Origin of the sequence: Paenirhizobium cremeum (assembly GCF_022884085.1) — a bacterium.
In the GTDB taxonomy this organism is placed as follows: Bacteria; Pseudomonadota; Alphaproteobacteria; order Rhizobiales; family Rhizobiaceae; genus Allorhizobium; species Allorhizobium cremeum.
Genome location: NZ_JAGGCS010000009.1, coordinates 174116 through 195416 on the forward strand (window position 1 = coordinate 174116; position 21301 = coordinate 195416).

The following is a 21301-nucleotide window of genomic DNA, read 5'->3' on the forward strand; positions in this document are numbered from 1 at the left end:
TGCTTTGGCTCTGGCTCACTTGCCGCGCTTGCGGCGCTGGCCGAGGCCCATTTCCTTGGCGAGACGCGAACGCGCCTCGGCATAGGCAGGCGCCACCATCGGGTAATCGACCGGCAGATCCCACTTTTCGCGATATTCTTCCGGGCCGAGATTGTGGTGGGTCATCAGGTGGCGCTTGAGCGACTTGAAAGCGCCGCCGCATTCCAGGCAGATGATCTGGTCGTCCTGCACGGACTTGCGCACGGCGACCGCCGGCTTCTGCTTTTCAACCACCGACACGACGGGCGCCGGCGCAGACGTATTGCTCAACGCCGAGTGGACGTCGGAAATCAAATTGGCAAGGTCTGCGACCGGAACCACGTGGTTGCTGACATAGGCCGCCACGATGTCGGCGGTCAGTTCCACCAACAGATCATGGCCCTGGCCATATGCGGTTTCAGTCATTTCACTTCTCCTGTTCAAAAAATGCCTGCCAGACGCCTGCCGCAAGACAAACGCCACTCCTTAAGCAAACAGGTGATGCCTCCGTGACGACCCTGCCGTTTCCGACCTGGAATCCACCCCTAGATTCCGGCTGACGCGGTGGACAAAACCTGCCCGATCCCGCACCTGTCTTTACAACGACGCGAAACCCCTCCCAAGTGTAGTACTTTTGAATACAACAAATGCCGGATGAATTTTCCGTTGCAACAGCCAAGTTCTCAAGATCTGTGCTCGACTAAATCGATTATCACCATTCGGACAAAAGTCCACTTAATATTTTTCACCAAATATGGGGAGCCTGCTCACCTTTTAATTTAGACATTGCAATTTCCGCCAATGCTGCAACCGCACCGATAGTGAAACATCCTGAATATTAGGGCACTTAAGAAGCCAGTATTTAAGGCGTCTTGTTCTTCAATTCATCCATGACGGAAACAGTGGATAAAGTGTAGCCGGCCTTATGGGCGGCGCGGGCGAGCAGATGCGCAGACAAGGGCGCCGTCAGGATGAAGAAGAAGAAGCCGGCAAGCGCGCGGCTGAAAACGGCGACATCGCCGGAATGCAGGCCGAGCGCCAAAAGCAGCAATCCCGATCCGACCGTGCCGGCCTTCGAGGCCGCATGCATGCGGGTATAGAGATCCGGCAGCCTGTTGATGCCGATGGCCGCCACCAGCGCGAAGAGAGCGCCGGCGACGATGAGCACAAGGGTGACGATCGAAACCATGACGGCCATCAGTCGGAACCTTTCCGGGACGGATCGTTGACCGGACCGGCGGCGCCGGGACCGCCGCCCGCTTCGGCAAGCGGCACCGCGCCGTCCCCGGCCGGTTGCCCCTTCACCAGCGCGCGCGCCAGGATGAAACGCGCGAAGGCGACGGTTGCAAGGAAGCCGACAAGGCCAAGCGCGATGGCGATATCGACATAGAGCGCATATCGCGTCCTGATGGCGATGACGGCGATGAAACCGATGGCGATGCCGACCAGCATGTCGAGCGCCAGCACCCGGTCCGGCAGGGTCGGCCCGCGCACGACCCGGTAGACGGTGAGCAGAAGCGAAAGCCCGAGCACGACGAGCGCGAAATTGCAGGCCATGCCGATGAGGGCGTCGGTCGCGGTCATTCGAAGGCCTCCCTGATCCTGCGCTCGAAACCGGCAGCGATATCGCGGCGGGCGCCTTCGACATCCGAGCAGTCGAGAGCGTGCACGTAGAGCGTCTTCCTGTCCTCTGAGACATCGACGGAGAGCGTGCCGGGGGTAAGCGTAATGAGATTGGCAAGCAAGCCGATTTCGAAATCGCGGGTGAGCGTCAGCGGATAGGCGAAGATGCCGGGCTGCACCTCCATCCTCGGCTTCATCACCATCAGCGCCACCTTCCAGGCGGATTTCGCCAGTTCGACGAAAAACAGACCGGCAAGCGCCAGAATCCGCAGCGGGCGCACGGCGTGGCGCGCGCCGCCGAGCCGTTCGCGGATCAGGCGCAGCGCCAGCATCGAAAGCACGAAGCCGAGGACAAGGTTGTGCAGCGAGGCGCTGCCGGTGACGGCGACCCAGACGACGGCCATCAGCAGATTGACGATATAGAGGTTCACGGCGCCCCTCCTTCAGGAAAGACGGAGAGATAATAGGCCGAGGGATCGCCGAGCCCGACGGCAGCATCGAAGCTGACGGCGATCAGCCGCTCCGGAAAGACGCCGAAGCCGACGACGAGGGCGGCAAGCGCGGCAACCGGAAGGATCGCGGCAAAGCCCGCTCTCGAAACCGGAAGGCCCGCGGCCGGAACGCCGTCCGCACCGGTCGGGGCGGATACGGGCGCCGGTCGCCAATAGGCGAGCAGGAAAAGACGGCCGAAGGCGATGGTGGTGAGAAAGCCCGACAGAAGCACCGCGCCGGCGAGCCACCACGCACCAATGTCGAGCGAGGCCTTGACCAGCATGGCCTTGGGCCAGAAGCCGGAAAAGGGAGGCAGGCCGCTTGCCGCGAAGAACAGGGCGAGCGACAGGCCGCCGAAGGCAGGCGCCGCGCTCCAGAGCCCGGCGAGGTCTTCCAGACGGTAGGAACCGCCCCGGCGGGCGGCCTCCCCCGCCAGAAGATAGAGCGCCGTCATCAGCACGATCGAATGGAGCGCATAGGCGATGGCGGCAGAGAGGCCCGTCCCGCCGCCGATGGCGATGCCGGCCAGCATGTTGCCGATGCCGGAGATGACGACGAAGCCGAGAAGGCGGCGGATATCCGATTGCGCCAGCGCGCCCATGGCGCCCAGCACCATGGTGAGCGATGCGGCAACCGCGATCACGAGGCTCAGCTCCTCGCGCTCGAGCGGCAGCAGCATGACCACGACCCTCAAGAGCGCATAGACGCCGACCTTGGTGAGCAGGCCGGCAAACAGCGCCGAGACCACGATGCGGGGCGTATGATAGGAGGCCGGCAGCCAGAAATTCACCGGAAAGGCCGCCGCCTTCATGCCGAAGGCCAGAAGAAAGAGGGCGGACAACGTCATCAGCGGCGCGCTCTCCGGCAATTCACCGGCCTTGCTGGCGATGTCGGCCATGTTGAGCGTGCCGAAGACAGCATAGAGATAGCCGACGGCGATCAGGAAAAGCGTGGTGGCGATCAGGTTCAGCACCGCATATTTCAGCGCGCCGTCGATCTGTTCGCGCTCCGAGCCGAGGATCAGGAGGCCGAAGGAGGAGATCAGCAGCACTTCGAACCAGACGTAGAGATTGAAGATGTCGCCGGTCAGGAAGGCGCCGGAGACGCCGGCCATCATCACCATCAGGAAGGGATAGAAACCGTAGCGGCGGCCGCTCGTGCCGATATCCTTCATCGCGTAGATCCCGCCCGCGAGCGCCACGATGGCGGCGGTGAAGGCCAGCAGCGCGCCGGTGAGATCGACGGTGAAGGCAATACCGAAGGGCGGCAGCCAGCGCCCCATCATCATCGTCACCGGCCCTTGCGAGGCGACGCGCGCCAGAAGCGCCGCATCGGTGAGCACCAGAGCGGCGAGGCCCGCGATGGCGATATAGGGATGCAGCCGGGTCGACTGGCGCAGCATCATCAGCACCGCGCCACAGGCGAGGCAGAGCGCCACCGGCAGGATGACCAGCCAGTCGCCTGCTGCAGCCGGTGCCATCACCAGGGCGCGGGAGAAATCGACGGGGGACGATGCGGCCATCAGAGGCGCTCCTCCGATGGCAGGGAGTTACCCCCCTCTGCCCTGCCGGGCATCTCCGCCTTGAGGGGGGTGATCGCGGATTTAAGGATGGCCGCCGGATGGCGACCATCAGCCGAGCGCGGCAACATCTTCGCAGAATTCATCATCAATACCCCAGCGGCGGCAGCGGTTCGCCCTTCGGTTCGGCGACGCGCATGTCATCGGTGTCGTCGGTTCCGAGATCCTCATAGGCGCGATAGGCAAGCACCAGCAGGAAGCAGAAGAAGGAAAAGGAAATGACGATCGCCGTCAGGATGAGGGCCTGCGGCAGGGGATTGGCGGCACCGACGGGCAGCGCATCGGCACCGGCCGGAATGATCGGCGGCACTTCGCGGGTCAGGCGGCCGGCGGTGAACAGCATGAGGTTCACCGCATTGCCGAGGATGGCGACGCCGAGCAGGATGCGCACGACATGCTTCGACATCAGCAGGTAAAAGGCCGCGGCAAAGAAGATGCCGACGAGGCCGCAGAGCAGCGCTTCCATCAGTCCAGCCCCCTTTCTTCCAGCGCGAGCGCGATGGAGGTGATCGCGCCGACGACGACCAGATAGACGCCGACATCGAAGGACATCACCGTGGCGAGCGGCACCTCGACGCCGAGGATTTCGGGATAGATCCACAGCCCCGTCATGAAGGGCATGCCGAAGGGCGCCGAGATCAGGCCGGACAGCGTCGACAGCAACAGGCCGGCGCCGGCAATCGACAGCGGGTGGAAGAAGAGCGCGCGGCGCACCGCCTGCACGCCGAAAGCAATACCGTAGATCGCAAATCCCGAGGCGGCGATCAGGCCGCCGATAAAGCCCCCGCCCGGCTCGTTATGGCCGCGCAGCAGGACGAAAACCGAAAACAGCAGCATCAGCGCGGTGACGAAGGGGGCGAAGGTGCGGAAGATGACCGTATTCATGCGTGGCCTCCGTAAAAGCACGCCGGAGAGAGACAAGGAACGATCGTCATCACTTGCCTCCCTTCGGAGCGACCCGGATGCGGATCAGCGCCAGGATCGCAAGGCCGGTAATCATCACCACGGCAATTTCGCCCAGAGTGTCCGTGCCGCGGAAATCGACGATAATGACGTTCACGACGTTGGCGCCGTGGGCGATCACCTTGGAATAGGTATTGAAGAAATCGGTGAGCACCGCATCGAAGGGGACTTCCGTCGACTTCAACAGCAGCATCGAGAAGCCGAGGCCGCAGGCAACCGCAATCGTGCCGTCGACGACACGTTCGAGCAGGGTGCGGGGATCGGCCGGCGAAAGCCGCAGCCGCGTCATCACCAGCGCCAGGATGACCACAGAAAGCGTTTCGACCATGAACTGGGTGAAGGACAGGTCGGGCGCGCCGAACAGCAGATAGATGATGGCCACCGCGAAGCCCTGGATGCCGAGCGAGACGATCGCCGTCAGCCGGTCGTTCACCCGCAGCACGGCAAAAAGGCCGATGACGGCGATGGCGAAGAAGGCGAGTTCATGGAACCGCGCATCCGCCGGCCAGACCGGCAGCTTCGGCAATTCATCGAAGAGGACGGGCGGCGCGAGAAGCACCAGAGCCAGCAGCGCGAAGGTAAAGGTCACGTAGACATCCAGCCGGCCGTTCTGGATCACGCGCGTCACCTGAAAGGAAAGGCGCACGAGGCCGCGAATGAAGGCATCGAAACCGCGGTCCGGACCGGGGCCGAGAATATCGAGCAGGCGCTCCATCGCAAGGCGGGCGCGGGAAAGGCCGAGATAGACGAGAATGCCGAGGGCGACCGTCGCCCCGGAAAGCGCGAGCGGCAGGCCGGGATGCGGCACGAGATCGATCGTCACGGCCTTTGCCGTCCCCGCCACGGCGCTGGCCATGGGGGAGGAAACCGCCCGATGCCACGGACCCGAAAAGACCGCCGCCGCAAGGCCGGCAAGCGACAGGAGCAGCGGCCCGAACCACAGAAGAAGCGGCCCCTCATGGGCGTGTTTCGGCGTTTCCACCTTCGGCCCGAGGAAAGGCTTCAAGGCGACGGCGAAGGCGATGGCGAACATCAGGGCATTACCGAGGATCGCAGCAAGCGCGAAGAGCATGGCGCGCGGGCCGGACCCCGCCAGCGCCGCATAGATCTCCTCCTTGGCGAGAAAGCCGAAGAAGGGCGGCAGGCCGGCCATGGAGACGGCGGCAAGAAGGGCTGCGGCGAAGGTGATCGGCATCGCGGCGCGCAGTCCGCCGAGCTTCGTCACCTCGCGGGTGCCCGCCTCGTGATCGACAATGCCGGCGACCATGAAGAGCGCGCCCTTGAACAGCGAATGGGCGACCAGATAAAGGACGGCGGCCTCGACAGCATAGGGCGAGCCGAAGCCGGTCAGCAGAACCAGAAGGCCGAGCGAGGCGACGGTGGTGTAGGCCAGCATCAGCTTGAGGTCGGTCTGGCGGATGGCGAGCAGCGCGCCGACGAGCAGCGTGATGCCGCCGAAGAACGGCAGGAGGATTTCCCAGGCGGGCGTTGCGCCCATGACCGGATTGAGCCGCATCAGGAGATAGACGCCGGCCTTCACCATGGTCGCCGAATGCAGGTAGGCGGAAACCGGGGTCGGCGCTTCCATTGCGTTGGGCAGCCAGAAATGGAAAGGAAACTGCGCCGACTTGGTGAAGGCGCCGCCCAGCACGAGGAAAAGCGCGGTGACATAAAACGGGCTTGCGCGCAGGAGATCGCCGGTGTGAACCAGAAGGGAAAGCTGGGTGACGCCGGTGATGTTCCAGATGAAAATCAGACCGGCCAGCAGAGCAAGCCCGCCGCCGCCCGTCACCACCATCGCCTGCAGCGCCGCCCGGCGCGACGCTTCCCGCTGATGATCGAAACCGATCAGCAGGAAGGAGGTGATCGAGGTCAGTTCCCAGAAGACGAAGAGCATCAGGAAGCTGTCCGACATCACGACGCCGAGCATGGCGCCCATGAACATGAGGATGAAGGAGAAGAAGCGTCCCTGCTGCGGATGGCCTTTCATATAGCCGCCGGCATAGAGCACGATCAGCGTGCCGATGCCGGTTATCAGCAGCGCGAAGGTAAGCGACAGGCCGTCGAGAAACCAGGAGAAGCTGAGGTTCAGGCTCGGCACCCAGGCATAGCCGCCGGTGACGACCTCGCCCCTGGCGATCTCCGGCAAAAAGCCGAGGAGATGGACAAACACGGCCAGCGGAGCGAGCGCAATGAGCCACGCGGCATTGGCTCCCAGTCGGCGCACGACAAGCGGGGCAAGAAGCGCAGCCACAAACGGCAGGGCCATGGCAAGAAAGGTCAGGGCAGCCCCGTCTCCTGTCATCAATACTCCCCTGCCGCTTCCCGCAGCCCGATCCCCCGACATCTTCGATGCGTCCGTTGTTAGGATAAATGGCCGGCGGCCTCAAGCAAGTTCGGAAAAAGACAGGAAAAAACCGACGGACAACACCTTCAAGATGATTTGAACGCACGCGACGGGGACCATGGCGCGCATGGCGGGGCGCCGTGCAGGACGACCCGCCGCCCTTGTCCGGCGGCTACTCGACCAAGCCGCGCGCCGTCCCCTTTCGGCGCAGGTGGATTATCTGCGCCGAAAGGCCGACCACGAGAAGGACGAGCAAGCCGGCCTGGAAACCGAGAAGAAGCGGCGCATCGAGCGCGGTAACGAAGGGATGCCCGTCAGGCACCCGCCGGAGGGTTTCGCTCACCGTGGGCACCATCAGGAAGAAGGCGGACAGGCTGAGACAGACGGTCTCGACATAGCGCGCCAAGCGCGGAGGAACCGGCAGCCGCCCCACTCCGTAACCGGCAAGCACCAGCAAGGCGGTGATGAGGCCGATGACGTAGCTGACCGGCTGGTGAGCGACGAGAACCACCGTGGCGGCGCCGATCAGCATCGAGACGAAATAGATGCCGCCCGGAATGGAGCGGGGTACAATGCGCCCATAGCAGGCGAACATATAGAAGGCGACGGGGATGGCGGGCAGGCTGCCGAGCGTATGCAGCCAGCCGAGCGGGGAGATACCGAACATGCAGAGATCCTTTCAAGGGTTTCGAAACGGGATTTCGACCTACCTATCAGTCGGTAGGTAAATACGACAAAAACGATTGCGCCGCGCGGCATCAGCCGCGCGCTTCGAGACGCAGAAGCAAGGGATCGACGATCGCCCCGAAGACGGCCGGATCGCCATAGGCGCGGGCCGACAGCATGGCGCCGTGAACCGTGGCCATGAAAACCTCGGCCTCCGCCTCGGCGGGCGCGGAAAGCGCGATGACGCCCTGCTCGCCGCCCCGACGCAGCACCGAGGCGAGCCAGCGTGACAGGCCGCGGAAGTGGGCTCTCACCTCCACGACAACATCCTCCGGAAGGACCGGGATCTGGGACGCCAGCAGGGCGCAGACGCAAAAAGGTTCGGTGTCATCGACGATGCAGGCCCGCCAGTATCCGGCATAGGCGCGCAATTGCGCGGCGGGGTCCGTCACTTCGCGTTCGAGCGCGGCGACCCCCGCCTCCATCTCCTCGCGATAACGCGCGACCAGGGCGCGAACCAGATCGGATTTGGCGGGGAAGTGATGATGGATGCTGGCCTTGCGGATGCCGACGACATCGGCGATATCGGCATAGCTGAAGCCGTTATAGCCCCCTTCAATGATAAGCTTGCGGGCACAGCGAAGAATGTCGTCGGAGGTGGTGGAGAGATTGCTCATGGAACATACCTACCTATCGATAGGTAGATTGTCAATCCTGTCGGAACCAGGTCGGCGGCCATGCCCGGCCGACATGCCGGGGGCGAGGGTATCACCAGCATTGCCGCGGATGGATCGGCGTCCTATCTAGGGGGAGAACAAGGAGATGACCATGGCAGATCCCGTCAAGCCGAAGATCGAGAAGTCCGAAGCCGAGTGGCGCGAGCAGCTGACGCCGGAGCAATACCGAATCCTGCGCGAGCACGGCACCGAGCGGGCCTTCACCGGACCCTACTGGAACTCGTTCGAAAAAGGCCTCTACCGCTGCGCGGCCTGCGACGAGCCGCTGTTTTATTCCGACACCAAGTTCGACGCCGGCTGCGGCTGGCCGAGCTATTTCGAGCCGGTGAAGCCCGGTGCTGTCACCGAACACCGCGATGCCTCCTACGGCATGGTGCGGACGGAAATCCGCTGCGCCAATTGCGGCGGCCATCTCGGCCACGTCTTCCCCGACGGCCCGAAGCCGACCGGCCTGCGCTACTGCATCAACGGTCATTCGATGGTGTTCGAACCTGAGGCTTGACGGTTGTGAGAGGGCGGTGATGGGTATCGATCACGCAAAGGCTTACATAGGTCGAGCCGTTGCGGAAGCGGTGACACAAGCTGCGACATTCTGCGAATACCCCCTCTGCCCTGCCGGGCACAGGGGGTGAAGCCGCAAGCGAATGGCTTATCGTAGAAAACTCCATTGCAGCAGAGCCGGAAACACCCCACCCCCTCGCGTCCCCGCTACCCCATAAAACCGCTTCGCACTTTTGCGCGACATGCTTTATTTCTTTGTTTTACGCATTTGCGAACGCAAAACCGGTTCCCACTTTTGCTGGAATTGCTCTAAGTTCCGCGCCACAGCATCCAAGGGAATCATCCGCGTGAGCAATGTCGTCGAATTCAGGAAACCGCAGAAGCCGAAGGAACCGAAGAAGGTGCCGCCGGGCCTGAAGAAAGCGCTGATCGCCGCCGGCGTTATCGCGGTCTTCGTGCTGGTCTGGGCCTATTTCAACTATTTCGGCGGCTGATCCGCACAAATGGCGGCGGCCTTTTCCCCGCGCCAGCGCGTGGGGTTCGTTCCCGTTACCCGCAGGAATTCCCGGTTGAAATTCGATTTGGTCATGAAGCCCGCCTCGAAGACGATGCGGGTGACCGGCATGTCGGTTTCCGCGAGAAGCCGGCAGGCCTCGGCAATGCGGAAATTGTTGACGTATTGCGAAACGCTCATGCCGTGGACGCGATTGACCGCATGGGAAACGGCGCGGGCCGGCAGGCCCATGCGGCGGGCGAGCTTGCCGAGATTGAGGCCGGCATCGGCATAAAGGCGCCGCTCGCGGATCAGCCGGTCGAGACCGGCCGCGACTTCCCCGTCCGCGCCGGAAACCTCCGGTGTCGGGGAATATGCCCTGACTTCGTCTACAGGCGATGCCTCCTCCTCTCCGCCCGCCCCCTCTTCGCCGCCGGCGACGACGGCGGCAATCCCGAGCAGGAGCAGGATGACGGTGGTCGCGGCCGAGACCACCGCGGCGGAATGGCGGCCGCCGCCGAACGCCATGTCGAGGCTGATGCCGATGTCCGTCAGGGCCGACGACATGAGCGTCAGCGCCGCCAGCACCAGAGAGCGATGCGAGCGGAGCGAACCGTCGAGACGCGAGGCCACGAGCCCGTCGGTGCCGAGACGGGCGAGCCAGGCGAGCCGCATCCCGTAGCCCAGGAACTCGCCGATAATCAGCAGGTCGATCAGATCGCGCCAGACGACGAGCAGGACGGCCAGCACGAGCGTCGGCATCAGATGCGGCCAGTCTCGGGGGGAAAGGCCGTTCCCCTCCTCGCGGGCAAGATCGCGGAAGGCAAGATAGGTGAGCGGCGGCACGAGGCTCGCAAAAAGCGACAGGATCGGCAGGATGGCGGTCACGCCATAGCCCCAGCGCAGGCCGACCAGCACCGTCTGCACCACGTAAAGCGCGACCAGCAGGACGAAGAGATGATTGCGGCCAAGGCTTTCCCGCCCCTGCAGCAGCAGCCGCACGAGAAAGGCCAGGAGGAAAAGCGAGACGGCAAAGGACAGCGGTACGAAGATCATGGGCGCGGGGTCGGCGGGTGTGACGAATTCGGTCTGATATCCCCATATGGCCCGAAAGCGCGTTCGAGGTCGACCTGAAACGCGATCGAGGTCGCGGCCAGGACAACCGGCATGCTCGATAAGGACATCCCCAGGTCCAAAGGAGCACTCCCATGAAAATCCGAACCGCCCTCCTCTCCGTCGCCGGCACGATTATCGCGCTCGCCCTGATCGACGGCGCCGTCGCCTTCGTTTCCACGCGCGACAGCCTCGCCGGCCCCGTCGACCTTTCGAAGGTCTCGACGATCCGCGTCGAGGGATCGGCAAGCGACATCCGCATTTCCACCGGCGCGCAAGGCCCGCATATCGCCGAGCTGAGGGGCGAGCGCCACGGCTGGGGCGCGATCTGGCGCTCCGGCTGGTTTTCCGATGCCTGCCCGGCGCGGGGGGCGATGCGCATCGACGGAGATACGCTGATCGTCGATGTCGGCCGTTCGCCGCGCGTCTTCGACTGGTCGGACTGCACCATGGAGCTTGCCGCCAACATTCGGCCGGGGGCTGCTGTCATCATCGACCAGAAGGCCGCGCGCACCCGGCTCGACGGCGATTTCTCCGCCGTCGACATCCGCAGCGACGCCGGCGATATCAGCCTCGACGGGCATGCGGAAAACCTGACGATCTCAGGCGCGGCACTGAGGGCGCGGATCACCTTCAAGCGGATCATGCACAACGAAACGATCGCGATTTCCGGCAAGATGCTCGACGCGACGCTGCGCTTCCTGCAGCCAACGGCGGTCAGCTATCTGGTGGAGGCCACGGCCTCTTTCGTCGACAGCGCCCTGCCGAATACGCCCGGCGCAAAGCCGGCGATCCTCATCCGCGGCGACATGCTGCGCGCCCGCATCGAATAGGCCGGTCGCGATTGTGCGTCGCAACCGCATTGTGCGTCGCAAACAGAGCTTGCCAAAACGCCATATTTCCGGAGTAATCTCAGAAAGATTGATTCGTTTTGTCGGTAATTGCGCAATGTCCTCGCTCGCGCTCATTCTCTGGCTTTTGCCCGCCGCGCTCTTCATGGGGTTGACCTATGTCGAGGGCATGGCGAACGGCAACCGCTGGGACAGCGCCCGCATTCTGGGGCTTGCCGCAAGCTTCCTCTGGCCGGCAAGCCTGCCGGCCTTCCTCGTCTATGCGCGCTGGCACTACCGCCGCAACACGGGCAAGGCGCCGGAGATGCGGCGCTACGAGGGCAGACGCGATCTTGGCGCCTTCGAAAGCTTTACAGCCTCAGTTCCATCGCGGCCAGATCGAGCCAGCGGCCGAACTTGATGCCGACTTCCCGGTGAATGCCGACGAGGCGGAAGCCAAGGCGCTCGTGCAGGGCAATGGACGGCGTGTTCTCCGCCTCGATCGCGGCGATCATCACATGCATGCCGGCGGCTTTCGCCCGCGCGATCAGTTCCAGCATCAGCTTTTTGCCGATGCCCGCGCCACGGCAATCCTTGTCGACATAGACGGAATGCTCGACGGTGTGGCGATAGCCGTCGAAGGCGCGCCAATCGCCATAGGAGGCGTAGCCCGCCACCTTGCCGTCCCTTTCCGCCACCAGAACCGGAAAGCCCTTCGCACGGCGCAGTTCCAGCCAGGCACGGCGATTGTCGACGTCGATCAGCACATCGTTCCAGATCGCGGTCGTGTGCTCGACCGCATGATTGTAGATGTCGCGGATCGCCGGGAGATCGGCCTCGACGGCATCACGGATGAGAACGGGTTGCGGCATGGAATATTGTCCACTATATTGACGATATGTCCAATTTATCAGACGATTTCGACCGCTGTCTAGGGGAAAGAATCCGCGCTGAACGCACCGCGCGCAACTGGTCGCTGAGCGACCTTGCCGAACGGGCCGGCGTTTCCCGCGCGATGATAAACAAGGTGGAGCGAGGCGAGAGCAGCCCGACGGCCGCCTTTCTCGGCAAGCTCGCCGGTGCCTTGTCGCTCAGCGTCTCCACCCTGATTGCGCGGGCCGAAGCCAATGGCAGGCGGCTTTCCCGGGCGCAGGACCAGCCGGTGTGGACCGATCCTGAAACAGGCTATGTGCGGCGGCAGGTTTCACCTGCTGTCGACATGCCGCTCGAAATCGTCGAGGTTTCCCTGCCGGCCGGCGCCAGGGTTCCCTACGATGCAGCGGCCTTCGCCTTCCTCCGGCAGATGATCTGGGTGCAGGAAGGCAGCCTCGTCTTCCTCGAGGGAGAGGCGCGCCACCACATCGCTGCGGGAGACTGTCTGGCGCTCGGCCCGCCCGCCGACTGCGCTTTCGTGAACGAGAGCAGCGAAGCCTGCCGATACGCGGTGGTGCTGCTCAAGGGGCGGTGAAGGGAGCACCGGCTTCCCTGACGACGCAGAAAAACATCCTCGCCATCCAACCCCCTTGAATGCGCAGGAGAATCATCTTCAGGTTGTCTCTGTTTGATTATCTATTTTCCGGTGGAGATTTCGTTGTCGAGCTTAACCGTGCCGCTCATCATTCGTTACCTGGCGATATCGTTCGCATTCAACATCGCCGCAGCCGCCGTGTTCGTCCTGTTTTTCTATTTCGACATCATCCGTATCGAGCTGCCGGGCATGCTCATAAGCGTGACCATTGGCAGCGGAATCGTGGCGGGGGCGTATTTCCGCAGAGGTCAAGGGCGCCTCGCAAAATGGGGCGAGTGCTGGCGGATCTCGGCCGTCATGCTATCGCCTCACATCGTGCTGACCATCCTTTTCCTCGCCGTATCTTTCGCAGCATGGATCATGCCCTTCGACGAAACCTTGCTCATCAAGACAAGCTCATTCCTCTTGGAGATGGTCCTGAACGGCTGCTTCACCATCCTGTTGATGCTGACCATAACCACAGCCGCATTCCGTTTCGGCTCCCACATGCCTCCCGGATCAGCAGAAGGCTGGCGAAACCTCAGAGAGTGATCGCCGTAAACACCGCCGAGTAATGCACCATCGCGGCGGTGAGCACGAAGCCATGCCAGATGGCGTTCTGGAAGCGCAGGCGCTCCCAGACGTGGAAGATCACGCCGGCCGAATAAAGGATGCCGCCGGCGAGGATGAGGGTGATGGTGATGCCGGGCAGGATCTTGGAAATCGGGCCCAGGGCGATGGCGCCGCTCCAGCCCATGGCGAGATAAAGCAGGATCGCCAGCCGGTCGTAGCGGCCGGGATAGCGACACTTCAGCCAGATGCCGATGACGCCCGTGAGCCAGACCGCGCCGAGCAGCGCCATGATGCGCCAGTCATCCGAACCCTTGACCAGGAACGGCGTATAGGTGGCTGCAATCAGCACGAAGATCGCCGAATGGTCGAAACGGCGCAGTATCCACTTGGTGCGCGAATGCGGCCACATGTTGTAGGTGCAGGAAACGCCGAGCGCGATGACGAGGCCGAGGCCATAGATCCAGGCCGCGGCCATTTCCGCATGGGAAGACCAGACCGTCGCATAGAAAATCAGCGCGGTAGCACCGACCAGCGCGAAAACCACGCCGACGGCGTGGACAATGCCATCGGCCACCAGTTCGTGAAAATCGTAGGGCCGCCCGAAGCGGAACTGATCGGTCATCGACGCGGGACTTCCTGATGTTTCATCTTGCATGCCATCGATCAGATCATGAGCGAATTTAAGGCACCGGACAAGTCAACCTTCGGGCGGAGGTGGAATACTCCGTGATCGCGCCGGCGCGCCCCGCGCCTTTCCCCCGCCTTGTCAGGCGGCAATCGCCAGAGCGTGCCCGCGCCTTGCGGAGCGTTTCGGTTTAACCTAAAAATTCCTCGCCGTTCCGGCTGTTTTTCGAGGATCGACGCCATGCGTTTCACCGTGCTCGCCACATTCGCGGCGCTGATTACCTATGTCTGGTTCATGGTGAAGGTGGCGCGCGCGCGCAAGCAGTTCGGCGTCGAAGCGCCCAAGGTGTCCGGCAATCTCGATTTCGAGCGGGTTTTCCGGGTGCAGCAGAACACCGCGGAACAGCTGGTGCTGTTCCTGCCGGCACTCTGGCTGTTCGGCACCTATACCTCGGATGCCGTGGCCGGGCTGCTCGGCCTTTGCTGGACGGCGGCGCGTGCCCTCTATGCCACGGAATATTACTCCGACGCCAGGAAACGCGGGCCGGGCGCGGCACTCACCACCCTGATCGGCCTCGTGCTGCTCGTCGGCGGCACCATCGGCGCATTGCTCAAGATGCCTTGAGGACCGACCTGACGAAGGCGAAACGATTTGACGGGATCATTTGAAACCGGCCCGCCTCCAAGAAATGGAGACGGGCCGGATGTCTTATTTGCCGGAGGCGCATTCCTGGCAGAAGGGCGTGTAGGGCACGGCTGCGAGGCGCTGTTCGGAAATCGGCTGGCCGCATTTGACGCAAATGCCGAAGGTGCCCTTGGCGAGGCGCTCAAGCGCCGCATCGATCGCCTTCAGTTCCTTTTCGCCGACCTCGCCGAACTCCTCGAGAACCTCGTCGTTCTCGGCCTCGGTGGCCTGCTCCTCGCTGTCCTGGTCCCGGGGCCGGCCAAGATCGGTGTCGATCTTTTGCAGGCGGGCCAGGATCTCCTGCTGCCTGTCCTTCAGGATCTGTTCGTATCTTGCGGTGTCCATCCCGGGTGTTTCCTTGTTCTTCTATGGCAGTCTGAGGGCCGGCCGCTCAGCGGTCAACCAGAACCGAGCATTTTGCGTGACGGACGACGCGGTCGGCGGTGGCGCCGATGAAATAGTTGGCGAGATCCGGAATATGCGAGGCGATGATGATGAGATCCGCGCCGTGTTCGCCGGCAGCCGCCAGGATTTCGCGGGCCGGCGCGCCCGAACGGATCTCGACACGGGCGTCGATGCCGGTCTTTTCCTTGATCTCGACGAGCTTGGCCTTGCCGTCCTTGATCGCGCCTTCGATGACGTCGACCGGCAGGTCGATGGCGAGATAACCCGGCATGTCCTCGACCACGGTCAGCAGAATAATCTCACCACCGGCATCGAGCAGCGAAGCGGCCTTGCGCAGGATCTTCTCGCCCTTGTCGAGCTGTCCGCAATCCACCGGAACAATAATTTTCTTGTACATGACTTTCTCCTTTGACCTGCGACCGTCCCCGCCGCGTTTCCTCTCTTTGTCCGTAACATGGGTCGCCGCGGCCCTTCCCGCATTGATCAGGATCAATTTTTCGCCGGACAAAGAAAACAGTCATCGTCAACAATCGTCGAACGATAAATCCACTTTATTCAGCCTTTCGTGAACGATGCGACATCTCCATATTAACGCCGGGCAGAGATGAGGAAAAGGATCGGCGGCGCGGCCCGACCGCCGGCGGCGAGACCGGTGCGAAAGCGCTTGGCCGAAAGCCGAAGCGGCGGCGATCCGAAGGAGATTTCCATGGCAGACACGCTTGCGGCAGACAAAACCCCGAGCTTTGCGCTTACCCGACCGGTGCATGTGGGCCGGAGCCATCTGGTGGTGGGCGATCTCGACCGGGTGAAACAGTTCTACAAGACCATGCTCGGCCTGCGGGTCATCGAGCAGACGGCGAGCGGCGCGGTGCTCGGCGCGGGCGGCAAGCCGCTGCTGACGCTGACGACCGGCGGCAATGTGCAGCGCGCCCCGCGCAACGCCGCCGGCCTGTTCCACACCGCCTTCCTGCTGCCCGACCGCAACGAACTCGGCCACTGGCTCGCCCATGCCGTGGCACATGGCGTGCGCCTCGACGGCGCCTCCGACCATCTGGTGAGCGAGGCGATCTATCTCTCCGACCCCGAGGGCAACGGCATCGAGGTCTATGCCGACCGCCCCGTCAGGGACTGGAGGTTCCTGTCGGACGGCACGGTGGAGATGGCGACGCTGCCTCTCGACCTGCAGGGTCTCTACGACAAGGCTCCGAAGACAGCCTGGGGCGGGATGACGGACAGGGCGGCGATCGGCCACATGCATCTGCAGGTCGGCAATATTCCGCAGGCCGACCGTTTCTACGAGGGCGTGCTCGGCCTGAAGAAGATGGCCGCCTATCCGGGCGCAAGCTTCTTCGGCGCCGGGACCTATCATCATCACATCGCCGCCAATATCTGGAACAGCCGCGGCGCCACCGTCCGCGAAGGCGGCATGTCCGGCCTTTCGGACTATTCGCTGACCTTCAACGACAGGAACGCGCTCGACAAGGCGCTCGCCACGCTGGAAAGCCTCGAAATCCCCGTGACCCGCACCGCTGAGGGCCATGCGTTGAAAGACCCGTGGGGCATCGGCCTGACGCTGACTGCTGCGGCGTGAGGGAGCCTCCCGCCCCGCCGCACATGCGCATGCCTCAGGCTTGGACCGCGGCCTTCGGCGCCATCAGGCAGATCGCCTTCTGCCGGCCGCGGAGCGGTTCGGAACTGGCGACTTCCCAGAGGCCGTCCTCCTTCGCCGCCGCGACGGCCTCGCCGGAGGCGAGCAGCGGGGTGGAGAATTGCTTCGTCGCCTGTTCGATGCGGGAAGCGACATTGACGGCATCGCCGATCACGGTGAATTCGCGCCGCGCGTCGTCACCGACGATGCCGCAATAGACCTTGCCGATGTGGACACCGATGCCGACGGTGAACCGGACGGCGTCGTCGACCGAGCCGTTGCGTTCGTCGATCAGCCGCAGAATGTCGCGGGCGCAGTTCAGGCTCCTTGCCGCATCGTCTTCCGATGGATCGGGCACGCCGAACAACAGCATGGCACCATCGCCGATGAACTTGTCGATCACGCCGCCATTGGCCTGGGAGGCGCGCTGGACGATCGAGCGGAAGGAACGGATCAGCTTCGACAGCGCCTTGGGATCGAGGCCCTCGGCGATCTGCGTCGAATTGCGGATATCGACGAAGAGGATCGACACCACCTGTCTGCGACCCTGCCGCCACTCATCGCCCTGGGTCACCAGCGGAACGACTTCCGGCGGCAGAAAGCGCGACAATTCCGCGGTGGAATAGGCCGCCTGCTGGGCGCGACGCAAGAGCGAGCGGGCGCGATACATCACCACGACGGAGGCAAGCCCGGTGAGGACGAGGAGGCTGAAACGCGCGAATGACGGCAGCGGCGAAAACAGCGCCCAGACGCCGGCGGGTATGGCGGCCTGTTCGCCCATCTCCAGCGGAAGCAGCATGGCGACAGCCACGAGCGCGATGAAAAACAGGAAAGTCGACCAGATCTGGATCGCCGGCTGGTAGCGCAATGCGCCGACCGTCAGCAGCAGCGGAATGGACCAGATGCCTGGCGCGGCGAAGATCCACGCGCCGGAAAGCTGGTGGAAGCTTAAAGACAGATAGCAGACGGCCGCCACCATGGCCGCGTCCATGAACGAGAACAGGTAGCGCATCCAGGCTCGGAATTCTCCAAGGCCGATGAGGAAGAGCGAGAAAAGCCCGCTCAGGGAGAGCGTCACAAGCGCAAGCACGGACGGCACCTGCCAGCGGGGCGGCTGCCCGGGAATGTCGAGCAGCGGCTCGAGCAAATGAGGCGCCAGCAGCACCAGCGCGCAAAAGAGCCGGAGCACCGCCAGGGCGCGCTCGGCCTCGATTTCCGCGTCCGAGATCGACTTCAGCGTCGTCAGCTTTCGCGCCGGAGATTCCATCGGACAGGTTCCTTCGCAGGTTCGTTCAACAGCGCGGCTTCATGTAGGAAGCTTTTCGGCAGACGCCAGTTCGCGCCGCGCAGGAAAGTACAAGGGTCTCCGCCGGCTGAAGCCCGGCGACATGCATCAGGAAACCCTGCTCGCCATCCTTGCGGCCGCCATGCCGACAATACCCCTTGCTTCGTAATAGGCTTTCTTCTGCTCGTACATCAGCGTATCGGCGCGCTTGACGACGGCTTCCATGGTCTCGCCGGGCTCGCTCGTCGCCGCACCCAGGGACATGCCGAGCGGAGCGTTCGAGTAGAACTGGTTGTTGATCTTCAAAAGTTCGTTGATCGTATCGACCATGGCGCCCGCCGCCTTGGCGTCGGCCCCCGGCATCAGGACGGCGAATTCGTCGCCGCCGATCCGCGCTGCGTGGTTGGGCGGCGAGACGGCGCCGTTCAGGATTTCCCCGAAGCGCCTGAGCAGGGCATCGCCGGCATCGTGACCGAGCTGGTCGTTTGCCTCCTTCAGCCCGTTGAGGTCGATCATGATGACCGAAACCGGCCGCAGCGGCTTTCTTTCCAGCCGGTTGATCTCGTCCGTATAGAAGGCGCGGTTGTAAAGCTTGGTGAGAACGTCGTGCTTGCCGAGATATTCGAGATAGGCTTCGGCCTTCTTGCGGGCGGTGATGTCCGCGAGCGCCACCTGAACTCGGGACCAGTCCTTCTCGTGACCGGGAAAAACCGAGAAATGCAGCAGAATGTGGCGCTCCGAGCCGTCCAGCGCGTAATTGATGACCTCGCGATGGTGGTAGAGATTGCCGTTCCAGAGCTCCATGAGCTGTTCGCGGAAAGGCTTTTCCATATCGTCGCGGAAGATCTCGTTCTGCCGCTGCAGAAGCGTCATCCGGTCCGGCGCACAGAACAGGTCAAGCGTCGCCTGGTTGACGTCGATGACGCTGATCTCGCTCATGCACTGGCGCACGAACTCCGGATGAACGTCCATGAAGGTCCGGAAATCGACGATGCCGCGGTCGCGAACGTCCTCGATCAACGCCCTGATGCCGCTGAAATCCTCGATCCACAGAGAGACGGGCGAGTGCTTGAAGATGCCCTCTGCCTGGAGCCTCTGGGCGACTTCGGCGCGCCGTGCGTCTTCCCGGGCGGTGATGTCCTCCGTCGTCAGAAGCAGCTTGCCGAGGGTGTCCTCATAACCCGGCAGCACGGCGCCGCGAAGCTGGATATCGAGCCGCCTGCCGGAGAGGGTGTAGTTCACCGTCGCGCTGGAGAAGGCCTGCTTTCCGTCGAAAAGCTCGGCCAGTTCGTTGATGTGCGTTTCCAGCATGTCGTCGCGAAAGATCTTCGACGTGTTTGCCCGAAGATGATCGACGTCGTCTGCCTCGAAAAGCTCCAGCGTCTTGCGGTTGACATCCAGCACCCGGATTCGCCTGGAGCACTCCGCAATGCGCGAAACATCCGCCCGCAGAAAGCCTCGAATATCCGTGACGCCCTCGGCACGCCAGATGTCGAACTGCGCCTTCACCTCGCTGAAATCCTCGATCCACATGGCGATCGGGGCGAGATTGAAGATATCGGAATCGAATGCCTCGGGCATTGAACCTCCTGAAATGAGGTTGAAAGAAAAGTGCGACCGGCACAGATGCGGCTATGCGGACAGTATTAGCGGCGAATGGTAAACCGCGTCTTGACCGGCGCGGCAAGGGCCATGACGATGCGGAACGGCCGAAAGCGGCTGCAAGGACGGCGGCACGAGGCGCCGTCTCCTCCTCGTCACTGCTGCGCCACCCCGGCGATCTCCTTCCCGTCGAGCGTATCCAGCCGGACGAAGACCGCACCTTTTGCCTTCAGCGCCTCGATGCCCCGGGCGACGCCCTCGCCGGAGTAGCGCTCGGGATGATTGACATGGGCGATAATCACGTCGCCGTCGCGGGCGGCGGCGATCCGCTTCGCGACCGCCGCGGCGGGCAGAGTGGCGCCCTGATCGGCATTCAGAGAATAGCCGGCGATGCGGTATCCCATCGCTTCGATCGCGGCGATGGCGGCGGGCGTGTAACGGGCGGTGGCGCCACGAAACCAGCGCGGCGCATCGAGACCGTCCTTCGCCATCCATTTCGCCCCGTTTTCCACCTCGCCGACCACGGCCTCCATCGAGCCCGCCGTCGCTATGCCATAGACGGTGCCCGGCCGGTCGATCGCCGGGACATGGTTCAGCCCGTGGTTCTCGAGCTCGAACAGGTCCGACCGGCTTTTCAGGAGAGCGAGCGCCTCGGCGTTGCGGCGCAGCCAGCGGGCCGTGACAAAGATCGTGGCAGGGATCTCGCCCTCGAGCAGCACGGAGAGAATGCGCATGTCGACATGGCCGGAACAGGCATCGAGCGTCAGGGCCACATGCGGCGCTGCCCGGTTGCCGCCTTTTACGACGGTGAGGCGGGGCTCCACCGTCTCCTTCAACACCTCCGGGCCGGCAGACGGAACAGCCGACGCGGCTTCCGGCATTGCCGCCAAAGCGCGCGGGGCCGCAAGAGCGCAGGCAAGACAGGCGCAGAAGGCGCGGCGGGACAATCGCAGGGGTGACGACATGGACGAGACTTCAAGAACGAGGGAGAGAATCGGACGGACAAAATGACAGGTTGCGAAACCGACCGAAGCCTTCGCCCCGGAGCGTGCCGAAATTGTGGCGCACGCTACCCAAAATGACGACGAGACAGGCCACAACGCTATCCGGAAGCCCGGACCGCAACCCTCTGGATCGCCAGAAAATTATCGATCTGCGGCAAGATTATCCTAAACAAAACAGGGGACTTGGCAGTTTTTTCCGGCACTCGCAAAAATCGAAATTTCGGATATTTTTCATTCTTTCATTGCATTATGGGCGGTAACGCCTATATTAACGCTATCGAAGATTGCTAGTGACCTTTGTCTAAGCGCTGTGGCGCACGGTCAGATTTCCTCTCAACATCGATCAAGCCGGACGAATATCTCCCCGGCGAACCAAACGATTGAAAGGAAATCGTTATGAATACCGGCACTGTAAAGTGGTTCAACAGCACCAAGGGCTTCGGCTTCATTCAGCCTGACGAAGGCTCCACGGATGTGTTCGTACATATCTCCGCCGTCGAACGGGCTGGCATGCGCGAACTGCGCGAAGGCCAGAAGATCTCCTACGATATCGTGCGCGACAACCGGTCGGGCAAGAGCTCGGCAGACAACCTTCGGGCTGCGTGA

At 63.1% G+C, this 21301-nt stretch carries 27 protein-coding genes; 9 read left to right on the forward strand and 18 right to left on the reverse strand.

Annotated elements, in window-relative coordinates:
• Positions 1 to 15: 15 nt before the first annotated feature.
• The 10 genes from J5N58_RS17265 to J5N58_RS17310 all read right to left on the reverse strand — a co-directional run bounded on the left by J5N58_RS17265 (position 16) and on the right by J5N58_RS17310 (position 8365).
• Positions 16 to 444: a Ros/MucR family transcriptional regulator gene (locus J5N58_RS17265; RefSeq protein WP_112830800.1), complete on the reverse strand. Its 429-nt coding sequence runs from the start codon at positions 442 to 444 to the stop codon at positions 16 to 18.
• A 436-nt stretch (positions 445 to 880) separates the two neighbouring features.
• Positions 881 to 1219: a monovalent cation/H(+) antiporter subunit G gene (gene mnhG / locus J5N58_RS17270; RefSeq protein ID WP_112830818.1), complete on the reverse strand. Its 339-nt coding sequence runs from the start codon at positions 1217 to 1219 to the stop codon at positions 881 to 883.
• Positions 1216 to 1602 carry a cation:proton antiporter gene (locus tag J5N58_RS17275; protein WP_112830799.1) on the reverse strand — a complete coding sequence of 129 codons (387 nt, stop codon included), beginning with the start codon at positions 1600 to 1602 and terminating at the stop codon, positions 1216 to 1218. The genes mnhG and J5N58_RS17275 overlap by 4 nt, the downstream gene beginning before the upstream one ends.
• Entirely contained in the window at positions 1599 to 2072 is a 474-nt protein-coding gene (locus J5N58_RS17280; protein WP_112830798.1) for a Na+/H+ antiporter subunit E, read from the reverse strand. The genes J5N58_RS17275 and J5N58_RS17280 overlap by 4 nt, the downstream gene beginning before the upstream one ends.
• Positions 2069 to 3655, reverse strand: a complete 1587-nt coding sequence (locus J5N58_RS17285) for a Na+/H+ antiporter subunit D (protein ID WP_112830797.1) — start codon at positions 3653 to 3655, stop codon at positions 2069 to 2071. Before J5N58_RS17285 ends, J5N58_RS17280 begins: the two co-directional genes overlap by 4 nt.
• A gap of 145 nt (positions 3656 to 3800) precedes the next feature.
• The gene (locus J5N58_RS17290) at positions 3801 to 4178 is read right to left on the reverse strand and encodes a Na+/H+ antiporter subunit C (RefSeq protein ID WP_244711924.1); all 378 of its coding nucleotides are present in this window, start codon (positions 4176 to 4178) and stop codon (positions 3801 to 3803) included.
• Positions 4178 to 4597 carry a Na+/H+ antiporter subunit B gene (locus J5N58_RS17295; RefSeq protein ID WP_112830795.1) on the reverse strand — a complete coding sequence of 140 codons (420 nt, stop codon included), beginning with the start codon at positions 4595 to 4597 and terminating at the stop codon, positions 4178 to 4180. Before J5N58_RS17295 ends, J5N58_RS17290 begins: the two co-directional genes overlap by 1 nt.
• A gap of 49 nt (positions 4598 to 4646) precedes the next feature.
• Entirely contained in the window at positions 4647 to 6980 is a 2334-nt protein-coding gene (locus J5N58_RS17300; RefSeq protein ID WP_244711926.1) for a putative monovalent cation/H+ antiporter subunit A, read from the reverse strand.
• Between the two features lie 214 nt (positions 6981 to 7194).
• Positions 7195 to 7689 carry a hypothetical protein gene (locus J5N58_RS17305; RefSeq protein WP_244711929.1) on the reverse strand — a complete coding sequence of 165 codons (495 nt, stop codon included), beginning with the start codon at positions 7687 to 7689 and terminating at the stop codon, positions 7195 to 7197.
• A 91-nt stretch (positions 7690 to 7780) separates the two neighbouring features.
• Positions 7781 to 8365: a TetR/AcrR family transcriptional regulator gene (locus J5N58_RS17310; RefSeq protein WP_113442634.1), complete on the reverse strand. Its 585-nt coding sequence runs from the start codon at positions 8363 to 8365 to the stop codon at positions 7781 to 7783.
• Positions 8366 to 8516: 151 nt separating this feature from the next.
• Here J5N58_RS17310 and msrB point away from each other — a divergent pair, with 151 nt between their 5' ends.
• Positions 8517 to 8927: a peptide-methionine (R)-S-oxide reductase MsrB gene (msrB, locus tag J5N58_RS17315; RefSeq protein ID WP_113338980.1), complete on the forward strand. Its 411-nt coding sequence runs from the start codon at positions 8517 to 8519 to the stop codon at positions 8925 to 8927.
• 346 nt (positions 8928 to 9273) lie between these two features.
• Positions 9274 to 9420 (forward strand): hypothetical protein, encoded by a 147-nt coding sequence (locus J5N58_RS17320; RefSeq protein ID WP_244711931.1) that lies wholly within the window; start codon positions 9274 to 9276, stop codon positions 9418 to 9420.
• Here J5N58_RS17320 and J5N58_RS17325 read toward each other — a convergent pair.
• The gene (locus J5N58_RS17325; RefSeq protein WP_113442927.1) at positions 9405 to 10475 is read right to left on the reverse strand and encodes a helix-turn-helix domain-containing protein; all 1071 of its coding nucleotides are present in this window, start codon (positions 10473 to 10475) and stop codon (positions 9405 to 9407) included. The two genes, J5N58_RS17320 and J5N58_RS17325, sit on opposite strands and share 16 nt — an antisense overlap.
• Before the next feature lie 152 nt (positions 10476 to 10627).
• Between J5N58_RS17325 and J5N58_RS17330 the strand changes: the two genes are divergently transcribed.
• Complete coding sequence (locus tag J5N58_RS17330) at positions 10628 to 11365, forward strand: hypothetical protein (protein WP_244711933.1); 738 nt, start codon at positions 10628 to 10630, stop codon at positions 11363 to 11365.
• A 115-nt stretch (positions 11366 to 11480) separates the two neighbouring features.
• Complete coding sequence (locus J5N58_RS17335; protein WP_113442929.1) at positions 11481 to 11783, forward strand: hypothetical protein; 303 nt, start codon at positions 11481 to 11483, stop codon at positions 11781 to 11783.
• On the opposite strand, the gene J5N58_RS17340 is transcribed toward J5N58_RS17335, so the two are convergent.
• A complete protein-coding gene (locus J5N58_RS17340) occupies positions 11734 to 12234 on the reverse strand; it encodes a GNAT family N-acetyltransferase (protein ID WP_112830790.1) in 501 nt (166 codons plus the stop codon). The genes J5N58_RS17335 and J5N58_RS17340 overlap by 50 nt on opposite strands.
• 26 nt (positions 12235 to 12260) lie before the next feature.
• Between J5N58_RS17340 and J5N58_RS17345 the strand changes: the two genes are divergently transcribed.
• Both J5N58_RS17345 and J5N58_RS17350 read left to right on the forward strand, forming a co-directional pair.
• Positions 12261 to 12830 (forward strand): helix-turn-helix domain-containing protein, encoded by a 570-nt coding sequence (locus J5N58_RS17345; protein ID WP_112830789.1) that lies wholly within the window; start codon positions 12261 to 12263, stop codon positions 12828 to 12830.
• Positions 12831 to 12923: 93 nt separating this feature from the next.
• Complete coding sequence (locus J5N58_RS17350; RefSeq protein WP_244711935.1) at positions 12924 to 13421, forward strand: hypothetical protein; 498 nt, start codon at positions 12924 to 12926, stop codon at positions 13419 to 13421.
• Here the strand turns inward: J5N58_RS17350 and trhA are convergent.
• A complete protein-coding gene (trhA, locus tag J5N58_RS17355; protein ID WP_112830787.1) occupies positions 13411 to 14064 on the reverse strand; it encodes a PAQR family membrane homeostasis protein TrhA in 654 nt (217 codons plus the stop codon). The two genes, J5N58_RS17350 and trhA, sit on opposite strands and share 11 nt — an antisense overlap.
• A 243-nt stretch (positions 14065 to 14307) precedes the next feature.
• On the opposite strand from trhA, the gene J5N58_RS17360 reads away from it, so the two are divergent.
• A complete protein-coding gene (locus J5N58_RS17360) occupies positions 14308 to 14691 on the forward strand; it encodes an MAPEG family protein (RefSeq protein WP_112830786.1) in 384 nt (127 codons plus the stop codon).
• 84 nt (positions 14692 to 14775) lie between these two features.
• Here the strand turns inward: J5N58_RS17360 and J5N58_RS17365 are convergent, their stop codons facing one another.
• Positions 14776 to 15096, reverse strand: coding sequence for a TraR/DksA family transcriptional regulator (locus J5N58_RS17365; protein WP_113338913.1), 321 nt, complete (start codon positions 15094 to 15096; stop codon positions 14776 to 14778).
• 46 nt (positions 15097 to 15142) lie between these two features.
• Positions 15143 to 15553: a universal stress protein gene (locus J5N58_RS17370; RefSeq protein WP_112830784.1), complete on the reverse strand. Its 411-nt coding sequence runs from the start codon at positions 15551 to 15553 to the stop codon at positions 15143 to 15145.
• 309 nt (positions 15554 to 15862) lie between these two features.
• On the opposite strand from J5N58_RS17370, the gene J5N58_RS17375 reads away from it, so the two are divergent.
• The gene (locus J5N58_RS17375; RefSeq protein ID WP_244711937.1) at positions 15863 to 16747 is read left to right on the forward strand and encodes a VOC family protein; all 885 of its coding nucleotides are present in this window, start codon (positions 15863 to 15865) and stop codon (positions 16745 to 16747) included.
• A gap of 34 nt (positions 16748 to 16781) precedes the next feature.
• Here J5N58_RS17375 and J5N58_RS17380 read toward each other — a convergent pair whose 3' ends face one another.
• From J5N58_RS17380 to J5N58_RS17390, 3 genes are all read right to left on the reverse strand, one after another.
• Entirely contained in the window at positions 16782 to 18071 is a 1290-nt protein-coding gene (locus J5N58_RS17380; RefSeq protein ID WP_244711939.1) for an adenylate/guanylate cyclase domain-containing protein, read from the reverse strand.
• A gap of 126 nt (positions 18072 to 18197) precedes the next feature.
• On the reverse strand, positions 18198 to 19670 hold the full coding sequence (locus tag J5N58_RS17385) for a sensor domain-containing diguanylate cyclase (RefSeq protein ID WP_244711942.1): 1473 nt from the start codon (positions 19668 to 19670) through the stop codon (positions 18198 to 18200).
• A gap of 176 nt (positions 19671 to 19846) precedes the next feature.
• Positions 19847 to 20656, reverse strand: coding sequence for a polysaccharide deacetylase family protein (locus J5N58_RS17390; protein WP_244711944.1), 810 nt, complete (start codon positions 20654 to 20656; stop codon positions 19847 to 19849).
• A gap of 435 nt (positions 20657 to 21091) precedes the next feature.
• Here J5N58_RS17390 and J5N58_RS17395 point away from each other — a divergent pair, with 435 nt between their 5' ends.
• Positions 21092 to 21301: a cold-shock protein gene (locus J5N58_RS17395; protein WP_112830780.1), complete on the forward strand. Its 210-nt coding sequence runs from the start codon at positions 21092 to 21094 to the stop codon at positions 21299 to 21301.

Bases quoted from the DNA above. Each gene is read 5' to 3' on its own strand.
- J5N58_RS17265 (WP_112830800.1), bottom strand. From the start codon at position 444: ATGACTGAAACCGCATATGGCCAGGGCCATGATCTGTTGGTGGAACTG.
- J5N58_RS17275 (WP_112830799.1), bottom strand. From the start codon at position 1,602: ATGACCGCGACCGACGCCCTCATCGGCATGGCCTGCAATTTCGCGCTC.
- J5N58_RS17285 (WP_112830797.1), bottom strand. From the start codon at position 3,655: ATGGCCGCATCGTCCCCCGTCGATTTCTCCCGCGCCCTGGTGATGGCA.
- J5N58_RS17290 (WP_244711924.1), bottom strand. From the start codon at position 4,178: ATGGAAGCGCTGCTCTGCGGCCTCGTCGGCATCTTCTTTGCCGCGGCC.
- J5N58_RS17295 (WP_112830795.1), bottom strand. From the start codon at position 4,597: ATGAATACGGTCATCTTCCGCACCTTCGCCCCCTTCGTCACCGCGCTG.
- J5N58_RS17300 (WP_244711926.1), bottom strand. From the start codon at position 6,980: ATGACAGGAGACGGGGCTGCCCTGACCTTTCTTGCCATGGCCCTGCCG.
- J5N58_RS17305 (WP_244711929.1), bottom strand. From the start codon at position 7,689: ATGTTCGGTATCTCCCCGCTCGGCTGGCTGCATACGCTCGGCAGCCTG.
- J5N58_RS17310 (WP_113442634.1), bottom strand. From the start codon at position 8,365: ATGAGCAATCTCTCCACCACCTCCGACGACATTCTTCGCTGTGCCCGC.
- msrB (WP_113338980.1), top strand. From the start codon at position 8,517: ATGGCAGATCCCGTCAAGCCGAAGATCGAGAAGTCCGAAGCCGAGTGG.
- J5N58_RS17325 (WP_113442927.1), bottom strand. From the start codon at position 10,475: ATGATCTTCGTACCGCTGTCCTTTGCCGTCTCGCTTTTCCTCCTGGCC.
- J5N58_RS17330 (WP_244711933.1), top strand. From the start codon at position 10,628: ATGAAAATCCGAACCGCCCTCCTCTCCGTCGCCGGCACGATTATCGCG.
- J5N58_RS17335 (WP_113442929.1), top strand. From the start codon at position 11,481: ATGTCCTCGCTCGCGCTCATTCTCTGGCTTTTGCCCGCCGCGCTCTTC.
- J5N58_RS17340 (WP_112830790.1), bottom strand. From the start codon at position 12,234: ATGCCGCAACCCGTTCTCATCCGTGATGCCGTCGAGGCCGATCTCCCG.
- J5N58_RS17345 (WP_112830789.1), top strand. From the start codon at position 12,261: ATGTCCAATTTATCAGACGATTTCGACCGCTGTCTAGGGGAAAGAATC.
- trhA (WP_112830787.1), bottom strand. From the start codon at position 14,064: ATGACCGATCAGTTCCGCTTCGGGCGGCCCTACGATTTTCACGAACTG.
- J5N58_RS17360 (WP_112830786.1), top strand. From the start codon at position 14,308: ATGCGTTTCACCGTGCTCGCCACATTCGCGGCGCTGATTACCTATGTC.
- J5N58_RS17365 (WP_113338913.1), bottom strand. From the start codon at position 15,096: ATGGACACCGCAAGATACGAACAGATCCTGAAGGACAGGCAGCAGGAG.
- J5N58_RS17370 (WP_112830784.1), bottom strand. From the start codon at position 15,553: ATGTACAAGAAAATTATTGTTCCGGTGGATTGCGGACAGCTCGACAAG.
- J5N58_RS17375 (WP_244711937.1), top strand. From the start codon at position 15,863: ATGGCAGACACGCTTGCGGCAGACAAAACCCCGAGCTTTGCGCTTACC.
- J5N58_RS17380 (WP_244711939.1), bottom strand. From the start codon at position 18,071: ATGGAATCTCCGGCGCGAAAGCTGACGACGCTGAAGTCGATCTCGGAC.
- J5N58_RS17385 (WP_244711942.1), bottom strand. From the start codon at position 19,670: ATGCCCGAGGCATTCGATTCCGATATCTTCAATCTCGCCCCGATCGCC.
- J5N58_RS17390 (WP_244711944.1), bottom strand. From the start codon at position 20,656: ATGTCGTCACCCCTGCGATTGTCCCGCCGCGCCTTCTGCGCCTGTCTT.
- J5N58_RS17395 (WP_112830780.1), top strand. From the start codon at position 21,092: ATGAATACCGGCACTGTAAAGTGGTTCAACAGCACCAAGGGCTTCGGC.